Below are 16980 nucleotides of genomic sequence, written 5' to 3' on the forward strand. Positions count from 1 at the left end.
GCGGCGTCACTCTTTCCATCCCGCTATAACCCACGTTTCGGGCGTGAGCGCCCAGCCAACCGAAACGAGCACAAAGCCAGCGCAGGGCACGCGCGCGCAGAACGCGACGCGAAGCGCGAGGCGCAGTGCGCGAACGCGACGTGAGGCGTGGCGCGGCGTGGCCCGGCATGGCCCGGCGTGGCGTGGCCCGGCGTGGCGTGGCGTGGCCCGGCGTGGCGTGGCCCGGCCCGGCGTGGCGCGGCCCGGCCCGGCGTGGCGCGGCCCGGCGCGGCGCGGCCCGGCGCGGCGCGGCCCGGCGCGGCGCGGCCCGGCGCGGCGCGGCCCGGCGCGGCGCGGCCCGGCGCGGCGCGGCCCGGCGCGGCGCGGCCCGGCGCGGCCCGGCCCGGCGCGGCCCGGCCCGGCGCGGCCCGGCCCGGCGCGGCCCGGCCCGGCGCGGCCCGGCCCGGCCCGGCGCGGCCCGGCCCGGCGCGGCCCGGCCCGGCCCGGCCCGGCGTGGCGTGGCGCGGCGTGGCGCGGCGTGGCGTGAGTTGCGAGCGCTGAAGTGCTGGTCCGAATACGGGTTTCGAGTGGGCTGGGACTGGCTCCGATGGGGCGACCGGAGCGGCGGCGGAGGCCGCCCCGAGGTTTGCCCGCGGGAGCGACTCCGTTGCCCATTCGGCGGCGGCTCGCCGCAAAGGATCATTGACCGACACGAAAGAGAGGTCGAATATCGAAGTCAACCTCTCCTTCGTGTCGGTCAATGATCCTTCGGGCATGAGTGGTCGCGACAGCACGACCACCACACCGGCTTCCGCTCGACGCCGTCCGAGCCATGGCGGAAATAATACGAAATATCGGGCTGATGCCTCCGGTCTCCGGACAGGGCTCGCAGCTTCCGATGCCGAATGGGCAACGGAGTCGGGAGCACGCCCAGAGTGCCCACGCCGGAAGCGGGAAAATGGTTATGAAGGTTTTCCCGGCCGAAGGTTCTACAGGGATTCCCAGCCCGGGACGGCGGAGGGCTTGCGGGTGTCCGGGCCGGTGTAGCGGGCGGAGGGGCGGACGAGGCGGCCGAGTTTCTTCTGTTCGAGGATGTGGGCGCTCCAGCCGGCCACCCGGGCGCAGGTGAAGACGGAGGTGAACATGTGGGCCGGCACCTCGGCGAAGTCCAGGACCACGGCGGCCCAGAACTCGACGTTGGTCGGGAGCACCCGATCGGGACGGCGGGCCGACAGCTCTTCGAGTGCGGCCTTCTCCAGCGCCTCGGCCACCTCGAACCGTGGCGCTCCGAGCTCTTTCGCGGTGCGGCGGAGCACGCGGGCGCGCGGGTCCTCGGCGCGGTAGACGCGGTGGCCGAAGCCCATCAGGCGCTCGCCCCGGTCGAGCACCCCCCGGACGTACCCGGCCGGGTCGCCGGAGTATTCGACCGCCTCCAGCATCTGCAGCACCCGCGTGGGCGCGGCGCCGTGCAGCGGCCCGGAGAGCGAGCCGATCGCGGCGGAGATGCAGGCGGCGACGTCCGCGCCGGTGGACGCCGCCACTCGGGCGGTGAACGTGGACGCGTTCATGCCGTGCTCGGCGGTGGAGATGAAGTACGCGTCGACGGCCTTGATGTGCCGCGGATCGGGATCACCACGCCAGCGGCGCATGAAGCGCTCGACCACGGTGTCCGCCTTGTCGATCTCCTTCTGCGGCACCGCGGGGAGGCCGAGCCCGCGCGCGGACTGGGCGACGAACGACAGCGCGGTGACCGAGACCCGGGCGAGGTCGGCGCGGGCCTGCTCGTCGGAGGCGTCGAGCAGCTGGGGCAGCCCCCAGTACGGCGCGAGCATGGCGACCGCGGACTGCACGTCGACGCGGATGTCGCCGGAGTGCACCGGCACCGGGAACGGCTCGGCGGGCGGCAGGCCGGGGCCGAACTCGCCGTCGACGAGCAGCGCCCACACGTTGCCGAACGAGACCTGGCCGATGAGGTCCTCGATGTCCACGCCGCGATAGCGCAGCGAGCCGCCTTCGCGATCGGGTTCCGCGATGTCGGTCTCGAATGCGATCACTCCTTCGAGCCCGGGCTTGAACGTGGTCATCGTCCCTCCTCACAGCCGCACCGCGGACGGCGCCCCTGGCGAGGAAACCGTCGTTTCGTCGGAGTTTTCCGTACGTTACCGCCGGGCGATACGTTACGTGACCCAAGCCACGACCCCCGTAACCACGCCTGCGGCTTTCGCCCTATCACCACCCATATTTCGCCATATATTGGACAAATGGAGGAAGTAGCCGCGCACTCGGTGGCCTGGTGGGCGGAGCTGCTCGCCACCTCGGAGCACTTCGACGCGCCGTACTTCCTGGAGGAACTGACCACCGCGTTCTCGCCCCGGATCGCGAACCCGCTGGTCCGCCGCGAGATCGAGCTGGCCGCCGCCACCGTGAACCGGCACCTGATGCGCCCGCTGGACGAGGATCTCGCGGACGACGCCGAGGCGGCCCGGGAGCGGCTGCGCAACACGCTCGACCGGGTGGACGCGGACAGCACCCGGCTCACCGAGGCCCAGGTGGTCAGCGCGGCGGTGGCCGGTGACTACCCGGACGCGGCCGCGGCCGCGGAACCGCTGCTCGGCGCGCACGCCACGCTGCTGCTGACGATGACCGCGCTGCGCCTGGAGCGCTTCGACACCGAACTGGCCGTGAACCTGCTGGCGGCCGGCCGCTCCCCCGAGGAGGCGATCCGGTACGGCACGCTGGTCGGCCGCTACGCCTGGTGGCCGAAGTGGCTGCTGGAGATCGGAGCGCGCCGCGCGATGGAGGGCACGCTCGACGAGGGCGTGATCGCCGCGCTGGACATGTGCGCGTTCGCGAAGCTGACCGCCGCCCAGACGCACATCGCCCGCAAGCTGCTCAGCGGCGACGACCGCGCCCTGCGTACCGCGGCCGAGCACCTGGACACGATCGGCGAGGCCACCGCGGCCGAGGAGCTGCGCAACGGCGACCTGACCCCGGTCGCGCTGGCCGCGAAGATGATGACGCTGTAGCGACCCGGCGCAGATCCGGTGAAGACCGGCGACCGGGCGCCGATGCGGCCCTAACCTCGCCGTCGTGAGCACGCTGACCCGCATCCGCGCCTGGCTGATCCTCTTCGTCGCCGCCCTGGTGATCAGCGGCATCACCGCGTTCCCGCTGGAGACCGAGCTGCGGCTGCTCGCGGCCGTGGTCCCGGACGAGACCGGCTGGATCGCCCGGGTCCGGGACGGCCTGATCGAGACGAACGACCGGCACCCGTTCATCCTCTACACCGCGGACTGGCTCGCGTTCGCGCATCTGGTCATCGCGGTCGCGTTCGCCGGCCCACTGCGCGACCCGGTCCGCAACGTCTGGGTGGTCGAGTTCGCCATGATCGCCTGCGCCGGCATCATCCCGCTCGCCGCGATCTGCGGCCCGATCCGCGACATCCCATGGGGCTGGACACTGATCGACATCTCGTTCGGCGTCGTCGGCATCATCCCGCTGTTCATCGTCCGCCGCCTCATCCGCGGCCTGGAGCGCGAGCGGCAGCACGCCGGCCAGCCGTGACCCGAGCCCGGCGGCCACCGGCCAGGACCCCGACCGAAGATCAAAAACATCAGGGCGATCTTCCCGCTTCCGGCGTGGCTGATTCCCAGTGCTCCCGCGGGCACCGGTCGGCCGCGGGCGGCCTCCCTGCCGGTCCCGGCGTGGCCCGGCCAACCCCACACGGCTCCGCCGCGTCCCAGTTCCGCCACGCCCGAAATCCCGGCGCGGCCCGCCAACCCCACACGGCTCCGCCGCGTCCCAGTTCCGCCACGCCCGCGATCCCGGCGTGCCCGTGGTTTTACTCGAGGGCCGGCGGTGAGGTCCGGTCCGGAGTCGCGAGACGGGCGCCGGCGAGCACGGCCAGGGTCGCGCCGAGCAGGGCCGCGCCGGTGAGCGCGGCGGAGCCCGGGTCGAGGACGGGGCCGGCCGAGACGGCGGTCGCGGCCGAATATCTCAGACCGGGCTGCAGGAATGCGCCGCCCTCGATGCCCGCGGCGGTCTCGGCGTGGGCGCGCAGTGTCTCGCCGCCGGTCAGCGCGATTCGCACCGCCGCCCAGGCCGCGGCCGTCAGCAGGAACCCGCCGGTCACGGCGAGCGCGACCGCGGCCGGACGCGGTCGCCGCAGTGACCGGGCGACCGCCGCACCGGTGCACACGAGCGCGAGGATCAGGCACCCGGCCGCGAGGAGCTCCGCCGCGTACGCGGCCCGGTAACGGTCGAGGTCCAGCGATGCCGCGAACGGCTCCGCCGCCGGGTACCGGCCGGTGTGGAACGGCTCCGCGGACCGCCACCGGCTCAGCTCCCACCACCGCAGCATGATCGCGACGGCCACCAGCAGCGGGATCGCCCGCAGCAGGACTCGGACCGGCGCATCGGTCACCCGGCCGACCGACGGATGCGTCATGAGCAGCACCGCAGCCGCGGCACCCGCGGTGCCGGCCACCCAGGGAAGCATGACCACGGCCCCGGCGACCGCGACGCCGATCGCACCGGCGATGACGGGAACGGACCTGATCAATCGCATCGACACATGTTAAAGGCGGACAGGTAGCACAGGGCACCGACGCCACCCGGGCGATTCGCCGCAAATCATCCGGTTGGCCCGCCTACCAAACCGTTAATATGCCGTTATTTCGTCCTATTTACTTTAAGTGTCACTTACGCGACAGGCAAAGTGGCGTGGCGACGCAATGAAGTCGCCACGGACAGGCCACCGGCGAATTACGCTCCGTTGTGGTCGGTCAGAACGGGCATTGTGCGCGTATCGGACCGACCACAACCCACCAACCAGGGGCGCACCCGCCCCGGGCCTCCACCATCCGTCCAGCGAGGACGGCTTGGCCCGGGACGCGCCACCTGAATCGGAAGGAGAACGTCATGGAGGGTGCAGTCGCAACCCGACGTGTACGGAGCGCCATTGTCACGGCCACCGCGCTCACACTGTTCGGCGGCGTCATCGGGTCGGCGCCGGCCCAGGCCGCGCCGATCGCGGAGGCGAAGACGGGCAAGCCGGTCACCACGCGCAGCGCCGGCCCGGCCGAGGCACCGTCGATCGACACCGCGCTCAACCGCGACGGCCGCCTCGCCGCGTTCGTCCGCGGCACCAACGACGCGGTCTTCGTGAAGACGCAGATCAAGCGCGGTTCGTCCTCCTGGACGAACTGGGTCAGCCTGGGCGGCGTGATCACCGGCGCCCCGCGCGTCGGCGTGGACGAGGCCCGGCGGATCCAGGTGTTCGCGCGCGGCACCGACAACGCGATCTGGACCAAGCGCCAGACCTCGCCGAACAGCTCCAGCTGGACCTCGTGGACCACGCTGGGCGGCGTGCTGAACAGCGACCCGACCGTCGCCTCGGACCAGGCCCGCCGCCTGATCGTCTTCGGTGAGGGCACGGACGGCGCGGTCTGGACGAAGCGCCAGAAGGACCGCAACAGCACGAACTGGACGAGCTGGCAGTCGCTGGGTGGCCAGGTCACCAGCGAGACCTCGGTGTCGTTCGACAAGGACCAGCGGCTGAACATCTTCGCCCGCGGCACCGACGACGCGCTGTGGACCCGCCGCCAGTCCTACGCGAACAGCGGCAGCTGGACGCCGTGGAAGTCCGTCGGCGGCGACCTGACCAGCGACGCCGAGCCGGTGCTCGACGGCAAGGGCCGCATCCAGGTCTTCGCCAAGGGCACGGACGACGCGCTGTGGACCCGTCGCCAGATGTCGCCGAACAGCGGCAACTGGACGAACTGGACCTCGCTCGGCGGCGAGCTGACCAGCAACCCGGCCGCGGTCGCCACGAAGAACGGCAAGCTGCAGGTCTTCGTGCGCGGCACCGACAAGGCGCTGTACACCCGTGTGCAGCACGGCACCGGCAGCGCCGGCTGGACCGACTGGGCCAGCGAGGGTGGCGTGCTGACCAACGAGATCGAGGCGTCCGGCAACCACGACTGGCGGGTCACCGTCTTCGTGCGCGGCACGGACAACGCCCTCTACGCGAAGTCGCAGTGGGCGCCGAACAGCCCGTACGGCTCCTTCGCCTACCTCGGCGGCACCCTGAAGTAAAGATTCAAAACGCAGCGGGGGTACGGCGCACGCCGTACCCCCGCTGTCGTTGAAAGCCCTTGATCGAGGCGCCCTCATGCTGCCGGAACGACATGGGGGACGCCTCGATCGTGGATCAGAGCGTCACGACGTGGCTGGACGTCTCGGCGGCGAGATCCACGACGGCACCGGCGTGGCCGAGCCGCACCCGCCACGGCAGCGCCGCACCGGACTCCCGCGTCACCGTGATCGCGTCGCCGGAGCGCGCCACCGAGAAGCGCGCCGCCTCGGTCCCGTCGATCGCCGGGACGGAGACAGACCCGTCGAAGCCGTCCGGCAGCGCGTAGAGCGCCAGGGTCACGCCGCGCGCGTACTCGTAGTCGGGCCGGTCGTCCACGTCGCCGAGCGCCAGCACCGTGCCCGGCCGGACCAGCACCGGCACCTCGCCGAAGCCGACCGTGCGCCGGTGCCATCCGGGCCCGGTGAACTCCTCGCCGGTCTGCAGGTGGGTCCAGGATCCGGCCGGCGTGTAGAACGTGGTGTCGCCGCCCTCGCTGAACACCGGCGCGACCAGCAGGCTGTCGCCGAGCATGTACTGCCGCTCGACGTGCGTGACCGCGAGGTCCTCCGGGAACTCGACGACCATCGGCCGCATCACCGGCACGCCCTGCTCGTGCGCCGCCACGGCCTGCCCGAACAGGTACGGCATGATCCGCGCCTTGAGCTTGGTGAACGTGCGCAGCACGTCCACCGCCTCCTCGTCGAACTCCCACGGCACCCGGTACGACTGGCTGCCGTGCAACCGGCTGTGCGAGCTGAGCAGGCCGAACGGGATCCACCGCTTGAACACGGCCGGGTGCGGCTTGCCCTCGAACCCGCCCATGTCGTGGCTCCAGAACCCGAAGCCGGACGCGGACAGCGACAGTCCGCCGCGCAGGCTCTCCGCCATCGCCTCGAACGTGGACTCGCAGTCGCCGCCCCAGTGCACCGGGAACATCTGGCCGCCCGCGGTCGCGGAGCGCGCGAACAGCACCGCCTCGTTCTTGCCGCGCACCTCCTCCAGCACGTCGAAGACGACCTTGTTGTAGAGGTGCGTGTAGTAGTTGTGCATCCGCTCGGTGTCCGAGCCGTCGTGCCAGACCACGCCGCGGACCGGGATGCGCTCGCCGAAGTCGGTCTTGAACGCGTCCACGCCCTGTTCGAGCAGGCCGCGGAGCTTCGACGCGTACCAGGTGCGGGCCTCGGGGTTGGTGAAGTCGACCAGCGCCATGCCGGCCTGCCACAGGTCCCACTGCCAGACGTCGCCGTCGGTGGTCTTCAGGAAGTAGCCGTTGGCCACGCCCTCCTCGAAGAGCACCGAGCGCTGCGCGATGTACGGGTTGAGCCAGACGCAGACGCGCAGGCCCCGGTCCTTGAGCCGCTTGAGCATGCCGGCCGGGTCCGGGAAGACCTTCGGGTCCCACTCGAAGTCGGTCCAGTGGAACTCGCGCATCCAGAAGCAGTCGAAGTGGAAGACGGACAGCGGCAGGTCGCGGTCGGCCATCCCGGAGACGAACTTGTTGACCGTCTCCTCGTCGTAGTCGGTGGTGAACGACGTGGACAGCCACAGCCCGAACGACCAGGCCGGCGGCAGCGCGGGCCGCCCGGTCAGCGCGGTGTAGCGCCGGAGGATCTCCTTCGGCGTCGGACCGTGGATGACGAGATATTCCAGCTCCTGGCCGGGCACCGAGAAGCCGACCCGGGACACCGACTCGGACGCCACCTCGAACGAGACGCCGCCGGGGTGGTTGACGAAGACGCCGTACCCCGCGTTGGTCAGGTAGAACGGGACGTTCTTGTACGCCTGCTCGCTGCTGGTGCCGCCGTCCTCCTGCCAGATGTCGACGACCTGCCCGTTCTTGGCGAACGGCCCGAACCGCTCGCCGAGACCGTAGACCGTGTCGCCGACGCCCAGCAGCAGCTGCTCGCGCATGAACGAGCCCTCGCCGTCGACGTCCAGCGCGGCCAGGTTCTTGTAGCCGCTGGACGTGAGGACCCGGCCGTCCGCGACGAAGTCCAGCTTCCACTGGTCGCCCTTGTGGAACCGGACGGTCAGGTCCCCGCTGGTCAGCGACGCGAACTGCTCATCATCGCTGATCTCGACGGCCACCTCCGCCGCGTTCAGGGAGAACTCCGGCGTCCGCGGACGCCGGCCCGCGAAGTGCGTCGTCTTGATCGAGATGACGCCCGGCGCCGGCGAGGACGCGCGCACGGTCAGCAGCGGCAGGTTGAGCGTGTCCCCCCGGGTGACGATCCGCTTGGTCGGCGCGTAGACGGTCAGCGCGTCCGGGGCGACCTGGACATCGCGCACCTCCATCGGATACAGGGGGCTCACCCCGTCCCGCATCCGCCAGTAGCCGTTGCTGAACTTCATTTCCGGGTCCTCCGAGGATGGTTACTTGACCGCGCCCGACATGACCCCGCGGGTCAGCGTGCGCTGGAAGATGAGGAAGAACAGCACCGCGGGCACGATGCCCAGCAGCGCGGACGCGGCCGTGGTGGTGATGTCGACCTCGCGCTGTCCCTGGAGCACGGCCAGCGCCAGCGGCACGGTCTGCAGATCGTTGTCGATCAGGAAGATGAGCGGGAGGAAGAACTCGTTCCACGTCCAGATGAAGAAGAACGTGAAGAGCACGGAGAGCGTCGGCCAGCTGGTCGGCACGACCACGCGGAGCAGCGTGCGCAGCTTGCCGGCGCCGTCCAGCGCCGCGGCCTCCAGGAGCGAGGGCGGGAAGTCGCGGAACACGCTGGAGAGCAGGTAGGTGCCGAACGCGGCCTGGATCGCGGTCAAGATGATGATCACCATGAGCCGCGTGTTGTAGAGGTCGAACTGCTTCGACAGGTAGTACAGCGGGTAGACCAGCGCCTCCTGCGGCAGCAGGTTGGCCAGCAGGAAGAACATCAGGAAGGCGGTCCGCCCGCGGAGCCGGCCGATGCCGATCGCGTAGGCGTTGAGCACGCTGATGATCACGGCGAGCACGGAGACCGCGGCCGCGATGACGAAGCTGTTCCAGAGCTTCTCGCCGAACTCGACCCGGTTCCAGAAGTCGATCATGCCTTGCAGGTAGAACTCGGTCGGCAGCGCGAGCGGGCCGCCCTGGCTGTAGTCCTCGGAGGACTTGAACGCGTTGATCAGCACGACCAGGAAGGGCGCGAGGACCAGGCCGGTGAAGATCGTCAGGCCGGTCAGCACGAGCGTCTTGGTGGCGAGGCCGCCGGGCTTGCTCGCCTTGGCGGGCTTGTCTGCCGCTTTTTTCACGGTTTCAGTTGACATATCAGGCTCCCCGCCGCTCGTCGGCGGTCTGGATGCGCAGGAAGACGTAGGTCAGCACGATGATGATCAGCGTCAGCACCGTGGAGATCGCCGCGCCGTACCCCGCGTTGAATTTCTCGAAGAAGTTCTGCCACGCGAAATAGGAGGGGACCAGCGTGGAGTTGCCCGGCCCGCCCCGGGTCAGCACGAAGATCTGACCGAAGATCTTGAGGGCCGAGATCGTGGTGGTGACCAGCACGACGTAGATCTCCGGCTTGATCAGGTGGATCGCGATCCGGGTGAACTTCTGCCACCAGCCAGCGCCGTCCAGGTCCGCGGCCTCGTAGAGCTCGGGGTCGACGCGCTGCAGGCCGGACATGAACATCACGACCGGGTAACCGAGCTGGACCCACACCATCACGAACATCACGGACCAGAGCGCCCACTTCGGGTCGCCGAGCCAGTTCTGCGCGAGGAAGCCGAGCCCGATGCTGTCCAGGATCGAGTTGAACACGCCGGTGCTGGAGTTGAGGAACCAGCCCCACACGATGCCGGTGACCGCGACCGGGAGCACCTGCGGCAGGTAGAGGCCGGAGCGGAACACGCTCGCCGTACCCGGGCCGATCTTCTTGCCGACGTAGTCGAAGAGGACCGCGGCGAGAAACAGACCGAGCAGCGTGGGTACGACCACCATCGCGACGATGATGAAGAGGATGTTCCGGAAGGACGCCCAGAAGTTCGCGTCGTGGATGAGCCGCTCGTAGTGCTCCAGCCCGACCCACTGCGGGGTGCCGATGCCCTGCCAGCGGGTGAAGCTGATCCCGATGTTCATGATCAGCGGGATGATGATGACGGCGGTGAAGAGCAGCACGCCGGGGAGCAGGAAGAGCAGATAACCGCTCTTGCCGCCCTGCCGGGACCGGGTCTTGACCATGGTGAGGGGGGTGCCTTTCACTGAGCTTCTTTCAACCTGACGCGCCCGGACCGTCGAGCGTCGCCACGCCGCCCGGCCACACCGGCCAGGTTGAAAACGGCTCACCGACGGACCGCGCCGGCGACCTGGTGGAGGCCGCCGGCGCGCTGCCGGTGCTGCTACTTGCCGACGCTGGCGAGGTTGTCGTTGTACGGCGTGGCGATCTCGTCCAGGACCGCCTTCGGCTCCTTGGAACCGTTGATCAGGTTCTGCATGCCGGCCACGAGCACGTCGTAGTAGCCGGGCGCGGGCCAGTCCGGGTAGAACGCGAGACCGTTCGCGGAGTTGATCTTGTTGAAGTTCTCGATCAGCTCCTTGTTCTTCGGGTCGGTGATCGCGGACGCGTCCGCACCGATCGGGACGCCACCGGAGTTGCCGAGGAGCGCCTGGATCTCCGGCTTCATCGTGATCTCGATGAAGTCGTACGCCAGCGACTTGTTCTTCGCGCTGGTCGGGATGACCCACAGGTTGCCGCCGGAGCCGGCCTGCAGCGTGTTGCCCGGGAACAGGAACGTGCCCCAGTCGTACTTGATCTCATCGGTGAACCGGCCGTACCACCACGAACCCGAGATCAGGATCGGGGACTTGCCCTGGATGAAGCTGACGCCCATGTCCTCGGCCTTGACGCCGGCCGAGTCCTTCGCGATGTAGCCCTTGCTGACCCACTCGGCGAACTTGGTCGCGCCCTTGGTCATCTCCGGGCCCTGGAAGTCGACCTTGTTCTTGTAGAGCTGGTAGTCGTCGACGAACGTGTTCGTCGCGCCGGAGAGCGCCAGCTGGTAGAAGATCTGCTGCGCCGGGTACTCCGCGCCGCCGACCGCGAGCGGGGTCTTACCGTCGTCCTTGAACTTCTGCATGACCGTCTCGAACTCGGCCAGCGTGGTCGGGATCTGCAGGTTGAGCCGCTTGAACTCGTCCTTGTTGTAGTAGACCATCACGTACTCGCCGTAGTTCGTGACGCCGTACCACTTGTCGCCGCCCATGACGCCGTTCTGGTCGTACTTGGACGTGGTCGCGATGCTCGCCGGGATCTTGGCGTCCCAGCCGCGCTTCGTGACCTCCTCGGTCATGTCCGTCAGGAGACCCTGCTTGGACAGCAGACCGGCGCTGGCGTTGCCCTTGTTGTACTCCATGAGGTCCGGGGCCTCGTTCGAGTTCAGGATCATGCCGGCGTTCTGCCGGATCTGCTCGAACCCCTTCTCCTCGTAGACCACCTCGACGCCCGGGTGCGACGCCTTGAAGTCCTCGATGGCCTTGGCCCAGGCGATGCCCATCGCGCTGTTCGGGCCCTCGTAGTGCCACAGCTTCAGGGTCTTGCCGTCGCCGGAGTCGCCGGAGTCGTCGCCGCCACAGGCCGCGAGCCCGAGGGACGCGGTCACGGCCAGTGCGGCCGCGACAACCCCTATCTTCCTGGTACGGAACATGCCGTCCTCCTGGTGGAGCGGTTGGTGCCTCTTCGAGTGGATAAGAAAGACGTGCCTCTTCGGTGCGGAACCGGGAAATTCAGTTCCCGGTCCCCGGTTGTCGCGTAGCCGGGCCGGTGCTGTCGCGCAGCACCAGCCGGCAGGGGATGAGCTGTTGTAGGAGCGGAACCTCGCGCCCCTCCAGGCGGTCGATGAGCACCTGCACGCCGAGCCGGCCCAGTTCCGCCGCGGGCGGGTGGAACGTGGTCAGCGGCGGGTAGGTCATCTCCGCGACGCGCTCGGAGGAGGCGACCGAAAGTACCGAAAAGTCCTCAGGTACGCGCGCCCCCTGTTGCGCGATGGCGGCCAGCACGCCCGCACTCGCCCGCTCGTTCATCACGATCAGGCCGGTCATGCCGGGTGCGGACGCGCTCAGCTCGCGCCAGATTTCCCGGCCGGCCGTCGGCGAGTCGTCGCAGAACCGGCTGACGCCGCTGCCGTCGGTGGCCTCCTCGAACGCGCGCGCGGCCCGGACCGACGGCCCGTAACCGGCGTCGAACGAGGCGCGCGAGTGGTTGACGAAGCCGATCCTCTCGTGGCCGAGCGCTCGCAGGTGCGCCACCGCGTCCCTGATCGTGCTCTCGAAGTCGATGTCGGCGAACGAGTCGTCACCGTTCTCACCGGTCCGGCCGATCATGCAGAACGGCACGCCGGCGCGGCGCAGCATCTCGATTCGCACGTCCTCGAGGTGCACCTCCATGATCACCACGCCGTCGACCAGGCCCTGCCGGGTCAGCTTGGTGAGCAGGTCGGTGTCGCCGAGCGGCGTGGACCAGAGGACCAGGTGATAGCCGAGCTCGCCGGCGGTCTCCGCGGCCGCGGAGACGAACTCCATCTCGGTCAGGCCGAGACCGCGCTCCAGCATCGGAAAGATCAGTGCCACGTTCCGGCTGCGCTTGCTGGCCAGGCCGCGGGCCAGCGCGTTCGGCCGGTAGCCGAGCTCGTCCATGGCCCGGTGGATGCGCTCCGCCGTGGCCTTGGCGACCGGACGGGTCCCGTTCAACGCATACGACACGGTGGAGACCGCGACCTTGGCGCGGCGAGCCACGTCGGCCATCGAAGCCACCGTCCCACCTCCGCGCTCTTGACGTGAAACCGCAGGTCAGCGGCATCGAAGCGGTTAGTCGAAACGCTTCGACTCGAAAGCTACGACTGAGACGTACGTCATGTCAATGCCGTGACTCCGAGATTTCCTCAGCGTTACCGACCTGCGATGGGAGGGCTCCCAGGCCGAACCGGGCCGTCAGCACCGTGCCGCACGCCCGCCCCCATCTGCGGCTTCAGCCAGCGCCCCGACTCGAGAAACCCGCCGCGAGCCGGGCCTTGGAAGATGACCGAACCCGCGGGACACGCCGCGCTCCACCACACACCCACCGCGAGCCGCGGCCTTGGGCGGCGGTCCGGACTCCCGGGAACGTGCCGCGATGTGCCGCGCTTCCGCCCTGGCCTGCGGCGATGGCGCAGGCTTCAGGACGTCCCGCCACCGAGTTGCCTCCGGAGAGTCCGAGATGATCCGCCGCCGCGCCCTGCCACTGATCGCCGCCGCCGCCCTCACCGTGCCCGCGCTCTCCGGCTGCGTCATGATCAGCACGGAGAACCCCGAGCCCGCACCCGCCGCCACCACCGCCCCCGGCAAGGGATCCGGCCTGCCGAACGCCCTGCCCAGCGGCGTGCCGAGCCTGCCCAGCGGCAGGCCAGGGCTCCCCGGCGGCGCGAAGCCGGCCGACGGCGGCACCATCGGCGACCCCTGCGACCTCCTCACCCGGATCGAGGTCATCGCCCTGACCGGCCGCCAGGTCAGCCAGATCGACTCCGACGGCGAGGACGAGACCGCCGCGGTGCGCTTCTGCCAGTGGCAACTCGCCGACGGCCAGCTCGCGATCTTCATCAGCCACACCACCAAGGCCGACTTCGAGCTGCAGGCCAAGGCCGGCACCCCGATCACCGGCGTCGGCGACGACGCCTACACCCAGTCCGGCCACCTCTTCGTCCTGGCCGGCGACACCCAGATCGACGTCTACGCCCGGGGTGGCGAGGACGCGGCCAACCTCAAGGTCGCCAAGCAGGTCGCCACCAAGCTCCTGCCCAAGCTCCGGTAACGCCGCCCGCCGAACACTTCCAGAATACGAGCCGCAAGATCCTTCCAGCCCTCATTGCTGTTTCATCCACCGCGAGACAGCAATGAGGGCTGGAAGGATCTTCACGCCACCCACCACCGCGCGATTCCCGCCTTCATCGGTCCGGGGTCCGCGCGGTGCGCACGGAACAATCCAAACCGGACTCGCGTCAGCGGCAACAACGATCACGCGCCTCGGCTGCGGCCACCTCGGCTGCGGCAATACGGCGCAAGCCGCTACGGCGGCACCGCCTTCTGCGTTTCGACATCAAGGAATCGGCGGCCTTACGATGAAGCTGGCCAAATGTCAGCGGTCACATAGAGGCTGTCAAGGCAGGAGCGGAACACAGGGGTACGGAGGAGAGTGATATCCGGGCGCACACGATCGGGCGCATCATCGGCCCGGCGGTCAGCCGCCGCAGAGGGGCGATTCGGGGGCGCCCGCGCGGGTATGCGATAGCCATGGTGTCGATTGGCTATACGTTGATGAGTGAGCAGTCCGGCCCGCGCGAGCTGGTGGATTACGCGATCCGCGCGGAGGCGGCCGGGTTCGGCCATCTGGTGATGTCCGACCACTACAACCCGTGGCTGGAGTCGCAGGGGCACTCGCCCTACGCCTGGTCGGTGCTGGGCGCGGTCGCGCACGCCACCTCGCGCGTGGAGATGCTGTCCTACGTCACCTGCCCGATCCGCCGCTACCACCCGGCGGTCGTCGCGCAGAAGGCGTCGACGGTCGGGGTGCTGTCCGAGGGCAGGTTCACGCTCGGCCTCGGCTCCGGCGAGAACCTGAACGAGCACGTGGTGGGCCCGTGGCCGCACGTGCAGGACCGGCACGACATGTTCGAGGAGGCGCTGCAGATCATCCGGCCGCTGCTGGCCGGTGAGCGGCTGACGTACTCCGGCACGTTCTTCGACGTGCCGGAAGCCCGGATCTGGGACCGGCCCGAGGCGCACGTGCCGATGGCGATCGCGATCTCCGGGAAGTCCTCCGCCGCGCTGGCCGCGGAGTACGGCGACGCGGTGGTCGCGATCGAGCCGGACGCGGACCTGCTGGGCGCGTACCGCGAGGCCGGCGGCGCCGGGAACCACTACGGCCAGGTGCCGATCTGCTGGGGCCCGGACGAGAAGGCCTGCCGCAAGGTCGTGCACGACCAGTGGCGCTGGTCCGGACTCACCTGGAAGGTCAACGCGGAGCTGCCCGAGCCGGAGTCGTTCGCGGCCGCGACGCAGACCGTCCGCGAGGAGGACGTGGCCGAGGCGGTCAGCTGCGGGCCGGACGTGGAGAAGCACGTCGCCGCGATCCAGAAGTTCGTGGATGCGGGGTTCAGCCACGTGGCCGTGGTCCAGGTCGGCGGCGACAGCCAGCCGGAGTTCCTGGAGTGGGCCGAGAAGGAGCTACTCCCCCGTTTCTGAGCGGTGCCGCATCACCTCGCCCGCGAGCCCGAGCTGCAACAGGGTGACCTGGTCGAGGAAGTCGGCCACCACGGCGGCGGCCTCCGGGCCGAGGGCCGCCGCCGACGGGCCGATCGTGTCGAAGACCTTCGCCATCCCGTTCTCCCAGCCGTGCCGGGCGCGCTCGGAGACGGTCAGCAGCGTCGAGCGCCGGTCGGCCGGGTTCGCGTGCCGGACCAGGAAGTCGTCCCGGACCAGCCGGTCGACCAGCGCGGTCATCGCGCTCTTGCTGATCAGCAGCCGGGCGCGCAGCACCTCCTGACCGAGCGGCTCGTCCGCGATCAGGTGCGCGATCGCCTCCGCGTCGATCGAGTTGATCTTCAGTCGTCGCGCCACCGCGTGGTGCAGCGTCAGATGCGACTGCTTCATCCGCTCCAGCGCCATGAGCACCGCACGGCCGTCCGCCACGGGTTGCCACCTCTTCGTTAAAGTGGTACGAAAATCGGATGGATCGCTTTTAGGACCAATTCTAGGACCCGCATCGGTACGGCTATGGCCGCGCCTCGCATCAACTTTGCACATCACCGCCGACGCTTGTGAGGCCCGCCCCGTGACATCCGCGCCGCACCTCCGTCGCACCGGCTCCTTACCCGGCTCCACCGGCTGCACGCCAGAGACGCCGGACTCGCTCCCCGGCGCGGCCGGCTCCCACATCGCGCCGCCAGATCCGGCCGGCTCCCACATCGCACCGCCAGGCTCGGCCGGCTCCCACATCGCACCGCCAGATCCGGCCGGCTCCCGGATCGCACTGCGCAGGCTGCTCGCGGCGGCCGGCCGGGTCGACGACCGGGCCGTGGCGCGACTGACCGGCGACGCGCTGGAGACCGACGGGACTCTCCGCACCTGGCAGCGGCTCTGTGTGCCGGCGCTCGCCGCGATCGGCGGCCCACCCACCGCGATCGGCGGCCCACCCACCGCGACCGGCGGCCCGGCCACCGCACCCGCGTTCGCGCTCCTCACCGGCATCCGCGCGGCGCTGGACGGGCGCGTCACCCGACTCGCCCGCCGCGACCTCGCGCCCACCGTGATGCTCGCGGCCCCGCCCGGCCAGCCCGGCGACCTGCCGCTGACCGCGCTCGCCGCGGTGCTGCTGGAGCACGGCGTGGAGAGCTGGCGGCTCGGCGCGGAGGTGCCGTGGCCGGCCCTCTCCGACGCGGTCACCCGCGCCGCGCCGGCCCGGCTGATCGTCTGGTCCGCCGGCGAACCGGCCGCGGAGCTGAGTTCCCTGGCCGCCCGCCACCCCGCGGTCACGATCATCCCGGCCGGACCGGCCGGCACGCTGCCCGGCATCATCGCCGCCTGCCTGACCTCGGCCGCCCACTGACCCCCGGCCACGCACCAGCCCCAGCCGCACACCCAACCCGGCCGTACTCCGACCCCGGCCGCCCACTGATCCCGGCCACGCATCAGCCGCAGCCGCACAGCAACTCCAGCCACACACCGAACCCGGCCGCCCACTGACCTCAGCCGCGCAGCAACCCAGCCGCACACCGACCCCCGGCCGGCACGGACGCCGCGCCGCGCCACCCCCGCGGCGCCCGGCACGCCTCGACGCGCCACCACACCACCCCCGCGACGCCCGGCGCGCGTTGACGCGCCACCACGCCACCCCCTAGCATCGATCACCATC

General features: G+C 70.2%; 15 protein-coding genes. 7 read left to right on the top strand and 8 right to left on the bottom strand.

Annotation, left to right across the window (positions count from 1 at the left end; genetic code table 11):
* Nucleotides 1-147 precede the first annotated feature (147 nt).
* Nucleotides 148-540, top strand: a complete 393-nt coding sequence (locus J2S43_RS25635) for a hypothetical protein (protein ID WP_306833393.1) — start codon at nt 148-150, stop codon at nt 538-540.
* 428 nt (nt 541-968) lie between these two features.
* Here the strand turns inward: J2S43_RS25635 and J2S43_RS25640 are convergent, their stop codons facing one another.
* The gene (locus J2S43_RS25640) at nt 969-2063 is read right to left on the bottom strand and encodes a citrate synthase 2 (RefSeq protein ID WP_306833394.1); all 1095 of its coding nucleotides are present in this window, start codon (nt 2061-2063) and stop codon (nt 969-971) included.
* A gap of 177 nt (nt 2064-2240) precedes the next feature.
* Between J2S43_RS25640 and J2S43_RS25645 the strand changes: the two genes are divergently transcribed.
* Both J2S43_RS25645 and J2S43_RS25650 read left to right on the top strand, forming a co-directional pair.
* Nucleotides 2241-3005, top strand: a complete 765-nt coding sequence (locus J2S43_RS25645) for a hypothetical protein (RefSeq protein ID WP_306833395.1) — start codon at nt 2241-2243, stop codon at nt 3003-3005.
* 64 nt (nt 3006-3069) lie between these two features.
* Complete coding sequence (locus J2S43_RS25650; RefSeq protein ID WP_306833397.1) at nt 3070-3543, top strand: hypothetical protein; 474 nt, start codon at nt 3070-3072, stop codon at nt 3541-3543.
* 277 nt (nt 3544-3820) lie between these two features.
* Here the strand turns inward: J2S43_RS25650 and J2S43_RS25655 are convergent, their stop codons facing one another.
* Nucleotides 3821-4546, bottom strand: a complete 726-nt coding sequence (locus tag J2S43_RS25655) for a hypothetical protein (protein ID WP_306833399.1) — start codon at nt 4544-4546, stop codon at nt 3821-3823.
* Between the two features lie 353 nt (nt 4547-4899).
* Between J2S43_RS25655 and J2S43_RS25660 the strand changes: the two genes are divergently transcribed.
* Nucleotides 4900-6075: a PLL family lectin gene (locus J2S43_RS25660; protein ID WP_306833401.1), complete on the top strand. Its 1176-nt coding sequence runs from the start codon at nt 4900-4902 to the stop codon at nt 6073-6075.
* Between the two features lie 115 nt (nt 6076-6190).
* Here J2S43_RS25660 and yicI read toward each other — a convergent pair whose 3' ends face one another.
* From yicI to J2S43_RS25685, 5 genes are all read right to left on the bottom strand, one after another.
* Nucleotides 6191-8467, bottom strand: a complete 2277-nt coding sequence (yicI, locus tag J2S43_RS25665) for an alpha-xylosidase (RefSeq protein WP_306833402.1) — start codon at nt 8465-8467, stop codon at nt 6191-6193.
* A gap of 21 nt (nt 8468-8488) precedes the next feature.
* Entirely contained in the window at nt 8489-9352 is an 864-nt protein-coding gene (locus J2S43_RS25670; protein ID WP_306833404.1) for a carbohydrate ABC transporter permease, read from the bottom strand.
* A 16-nt stretch (nt 9353-9368) separates the two neighbouring features.
* Nucleotides 9369-10301: a carbohydrate ABC transporter permease gene (locus tag J2S43_RS25675; RefSeq protein WP_306833405.1), complete on the bottom strand. Its 933-nt coding sequence runs from the start codon at nt 10299-10301 to the stop codon at nt 9369-9371.
* Nucleotides 10302-10438: 137 nt separating this feature from the next.
* Nucleotides 10439-11743 carry an extracellular solute-binding protein gene (locus J2S43_RS25680; RefSeq protein ID WP_306833407.1) on the bottom strand — a complete coding sequence of 435 codons (1305 nt, stop codon included), beginning with the start codon at nt 11741-11743 and terminating at the stop codon, nt 10439-10441.
* A gap of 79 nt (nt 11744-11822) precedes the next feature.
* Nucleotides 11823-12839 carry a LacI family DNA-binding transcriptional regulator gene (locus J2S43_RS25685; protein ID WP_306833410.1) on the bottom strand — a complete coding sequence of 339 codons (1017 nt, stop codon included), beginning with the start codon at nt 12837-12839 and terminating at the stop codon, nt 11823-11825.
* Nucleotides 12840-13290: 451 nt separating this feature from the next.
* Here J2S43_RS25685 and J2S43_RS25690 point away from each other — a divergent pair, with 451 nt between their 5' ends.
* On the top strand, nt 13291-13881 hold the full coding sequence (locus J2S43_RS25690; protein WP_306833412.1) for a DUF3558 domain-containing protein: 591 nt from the start codon (nt 13291-13293) through the stop codon (nt 13879-13881).
* 479 nt (nt 13882-14360) lie between these two features.
* The gene (locus tag J2S43_RS25695; protein WP_306833414.1) at nt 14361-15311 is read left to right on the top strand and encodes a TIGR03557 family F420-dependent LLM class oxidoreductase; all 951 of its coding nucleotides are present in this window, start codon (nt 14361-14363) and stop codon (nt 15309-15311) included.
* Here the strand turns inward: J2S43_RS25695 and J2S43_RS25700 are convergent.
* The gene (locus J2S43_RS25700) at nt 15294-15758 is read right to left on the bottom strand and encodes a MarR family winged helix-turn-helix transcriptional regulator (RefSeq protein WP_306833416.1); all 465 of its coding nucleotides are present in this window, start codon (nt 15756-15758) and stop codon (nt 15294-15296) included. The genes J2S43_RS25695 and J2S43_RS25700 overlap by 18 nt on opposite strands.
* 142 nt (nt 15759-15900) lie before the next feature.
* Here J2S43_RS25700 and J2S43_RS25705 point away from each other — a divergent pair, with 142 nt between their 5' ends.
* Nucleotides 15901-16674 carry a hypothetical protein gene (locus J2S43_RS25705; protein WP_306833417.1) on the top strand — a complete coding sequence of 258 codons (774 nt, stop codon included), beginning with the start codon at nt 15901-15903 and terminating at the stop codon, nt 16672-16674.
* The last annotated feature ends 306 nt before the right edge of the window (nt 16675-16980 follow it).

It is taken from the genome of Catenuloplanes nepalensis (assembly GCF_030811575.1).
In the GTDB taxonomy this organism is placed as follows: domain Bacteria; phylum Actinomycetota; class Actinomycetes; order Mycobacteriales; family Micromonosporaceae; genus Catenuloplanes; species Catenuloplanes nepalensis.

Coding starts and splice junctions, on each gene's coding strand:
- J2S43_RS25690 (WP_306833412.1), top strand. CDS start 13,291: ATGATCCGCCGCCGCGCCCTGCCACTGATCGCCGCCGCCGCCCTCACC.
- J2S43_RS25640 (WP_306833394.1), bottom strand. CDS start 2,063: ATGACCACGTTCAAGCCCGGGCTCGAAGGAGTGATCGCATTCGAGACC.
- J2S43_RS25660 (WP_306833401.1), top strand. CDS start 4,900: ATGGAGGGTGCAGTCGCAACCCGACGTGTACGGAGCGCCATTGTCACG.
- yicI (WP_306833402.1), bottom strand. CDS start 8,467: ATGAAGTTCAGCAACGGCTACTGGCGGATGCGGGACGGGGTGAGCCCC.
- J2S43_RS25645 (WP_306833395.1), top strand. CDS start 2,241: ATGGAGGAAGTAGCCGCGCACTCGGTGGCCTGGTGGGCGGAGCTGCTC.
- J2S43_RS25680 (WP_306833407.1), bottom strand. CDS start 11,743: ATGTTCCGTACCAGGAAGATAGGGGTTGTCGCGGCCGCACTGGCCGTG.
- J2S43_RS25655 (WP_306833399.1), bottom strand. CDS start 4,546: ATGCGATTGATCAGGTCCGTTCCCGTCATCGCCGGTGCGATCGGCGTC.
- J2S43_RS25695 (WP_306833414.1), top strand. CDS start 14,361: ATGGTGTCGATTGGCTATACGTTGATGAGTGAGCAGTCCGGCCCGCGC.
- J2S43_RS25685 (WP_306833410.1), bottom strand. CDS start 12,839: ATGGCCGACGTGGCTCGCCGCGCCAAGGTCGCGGTCTCCACCGTGTCG.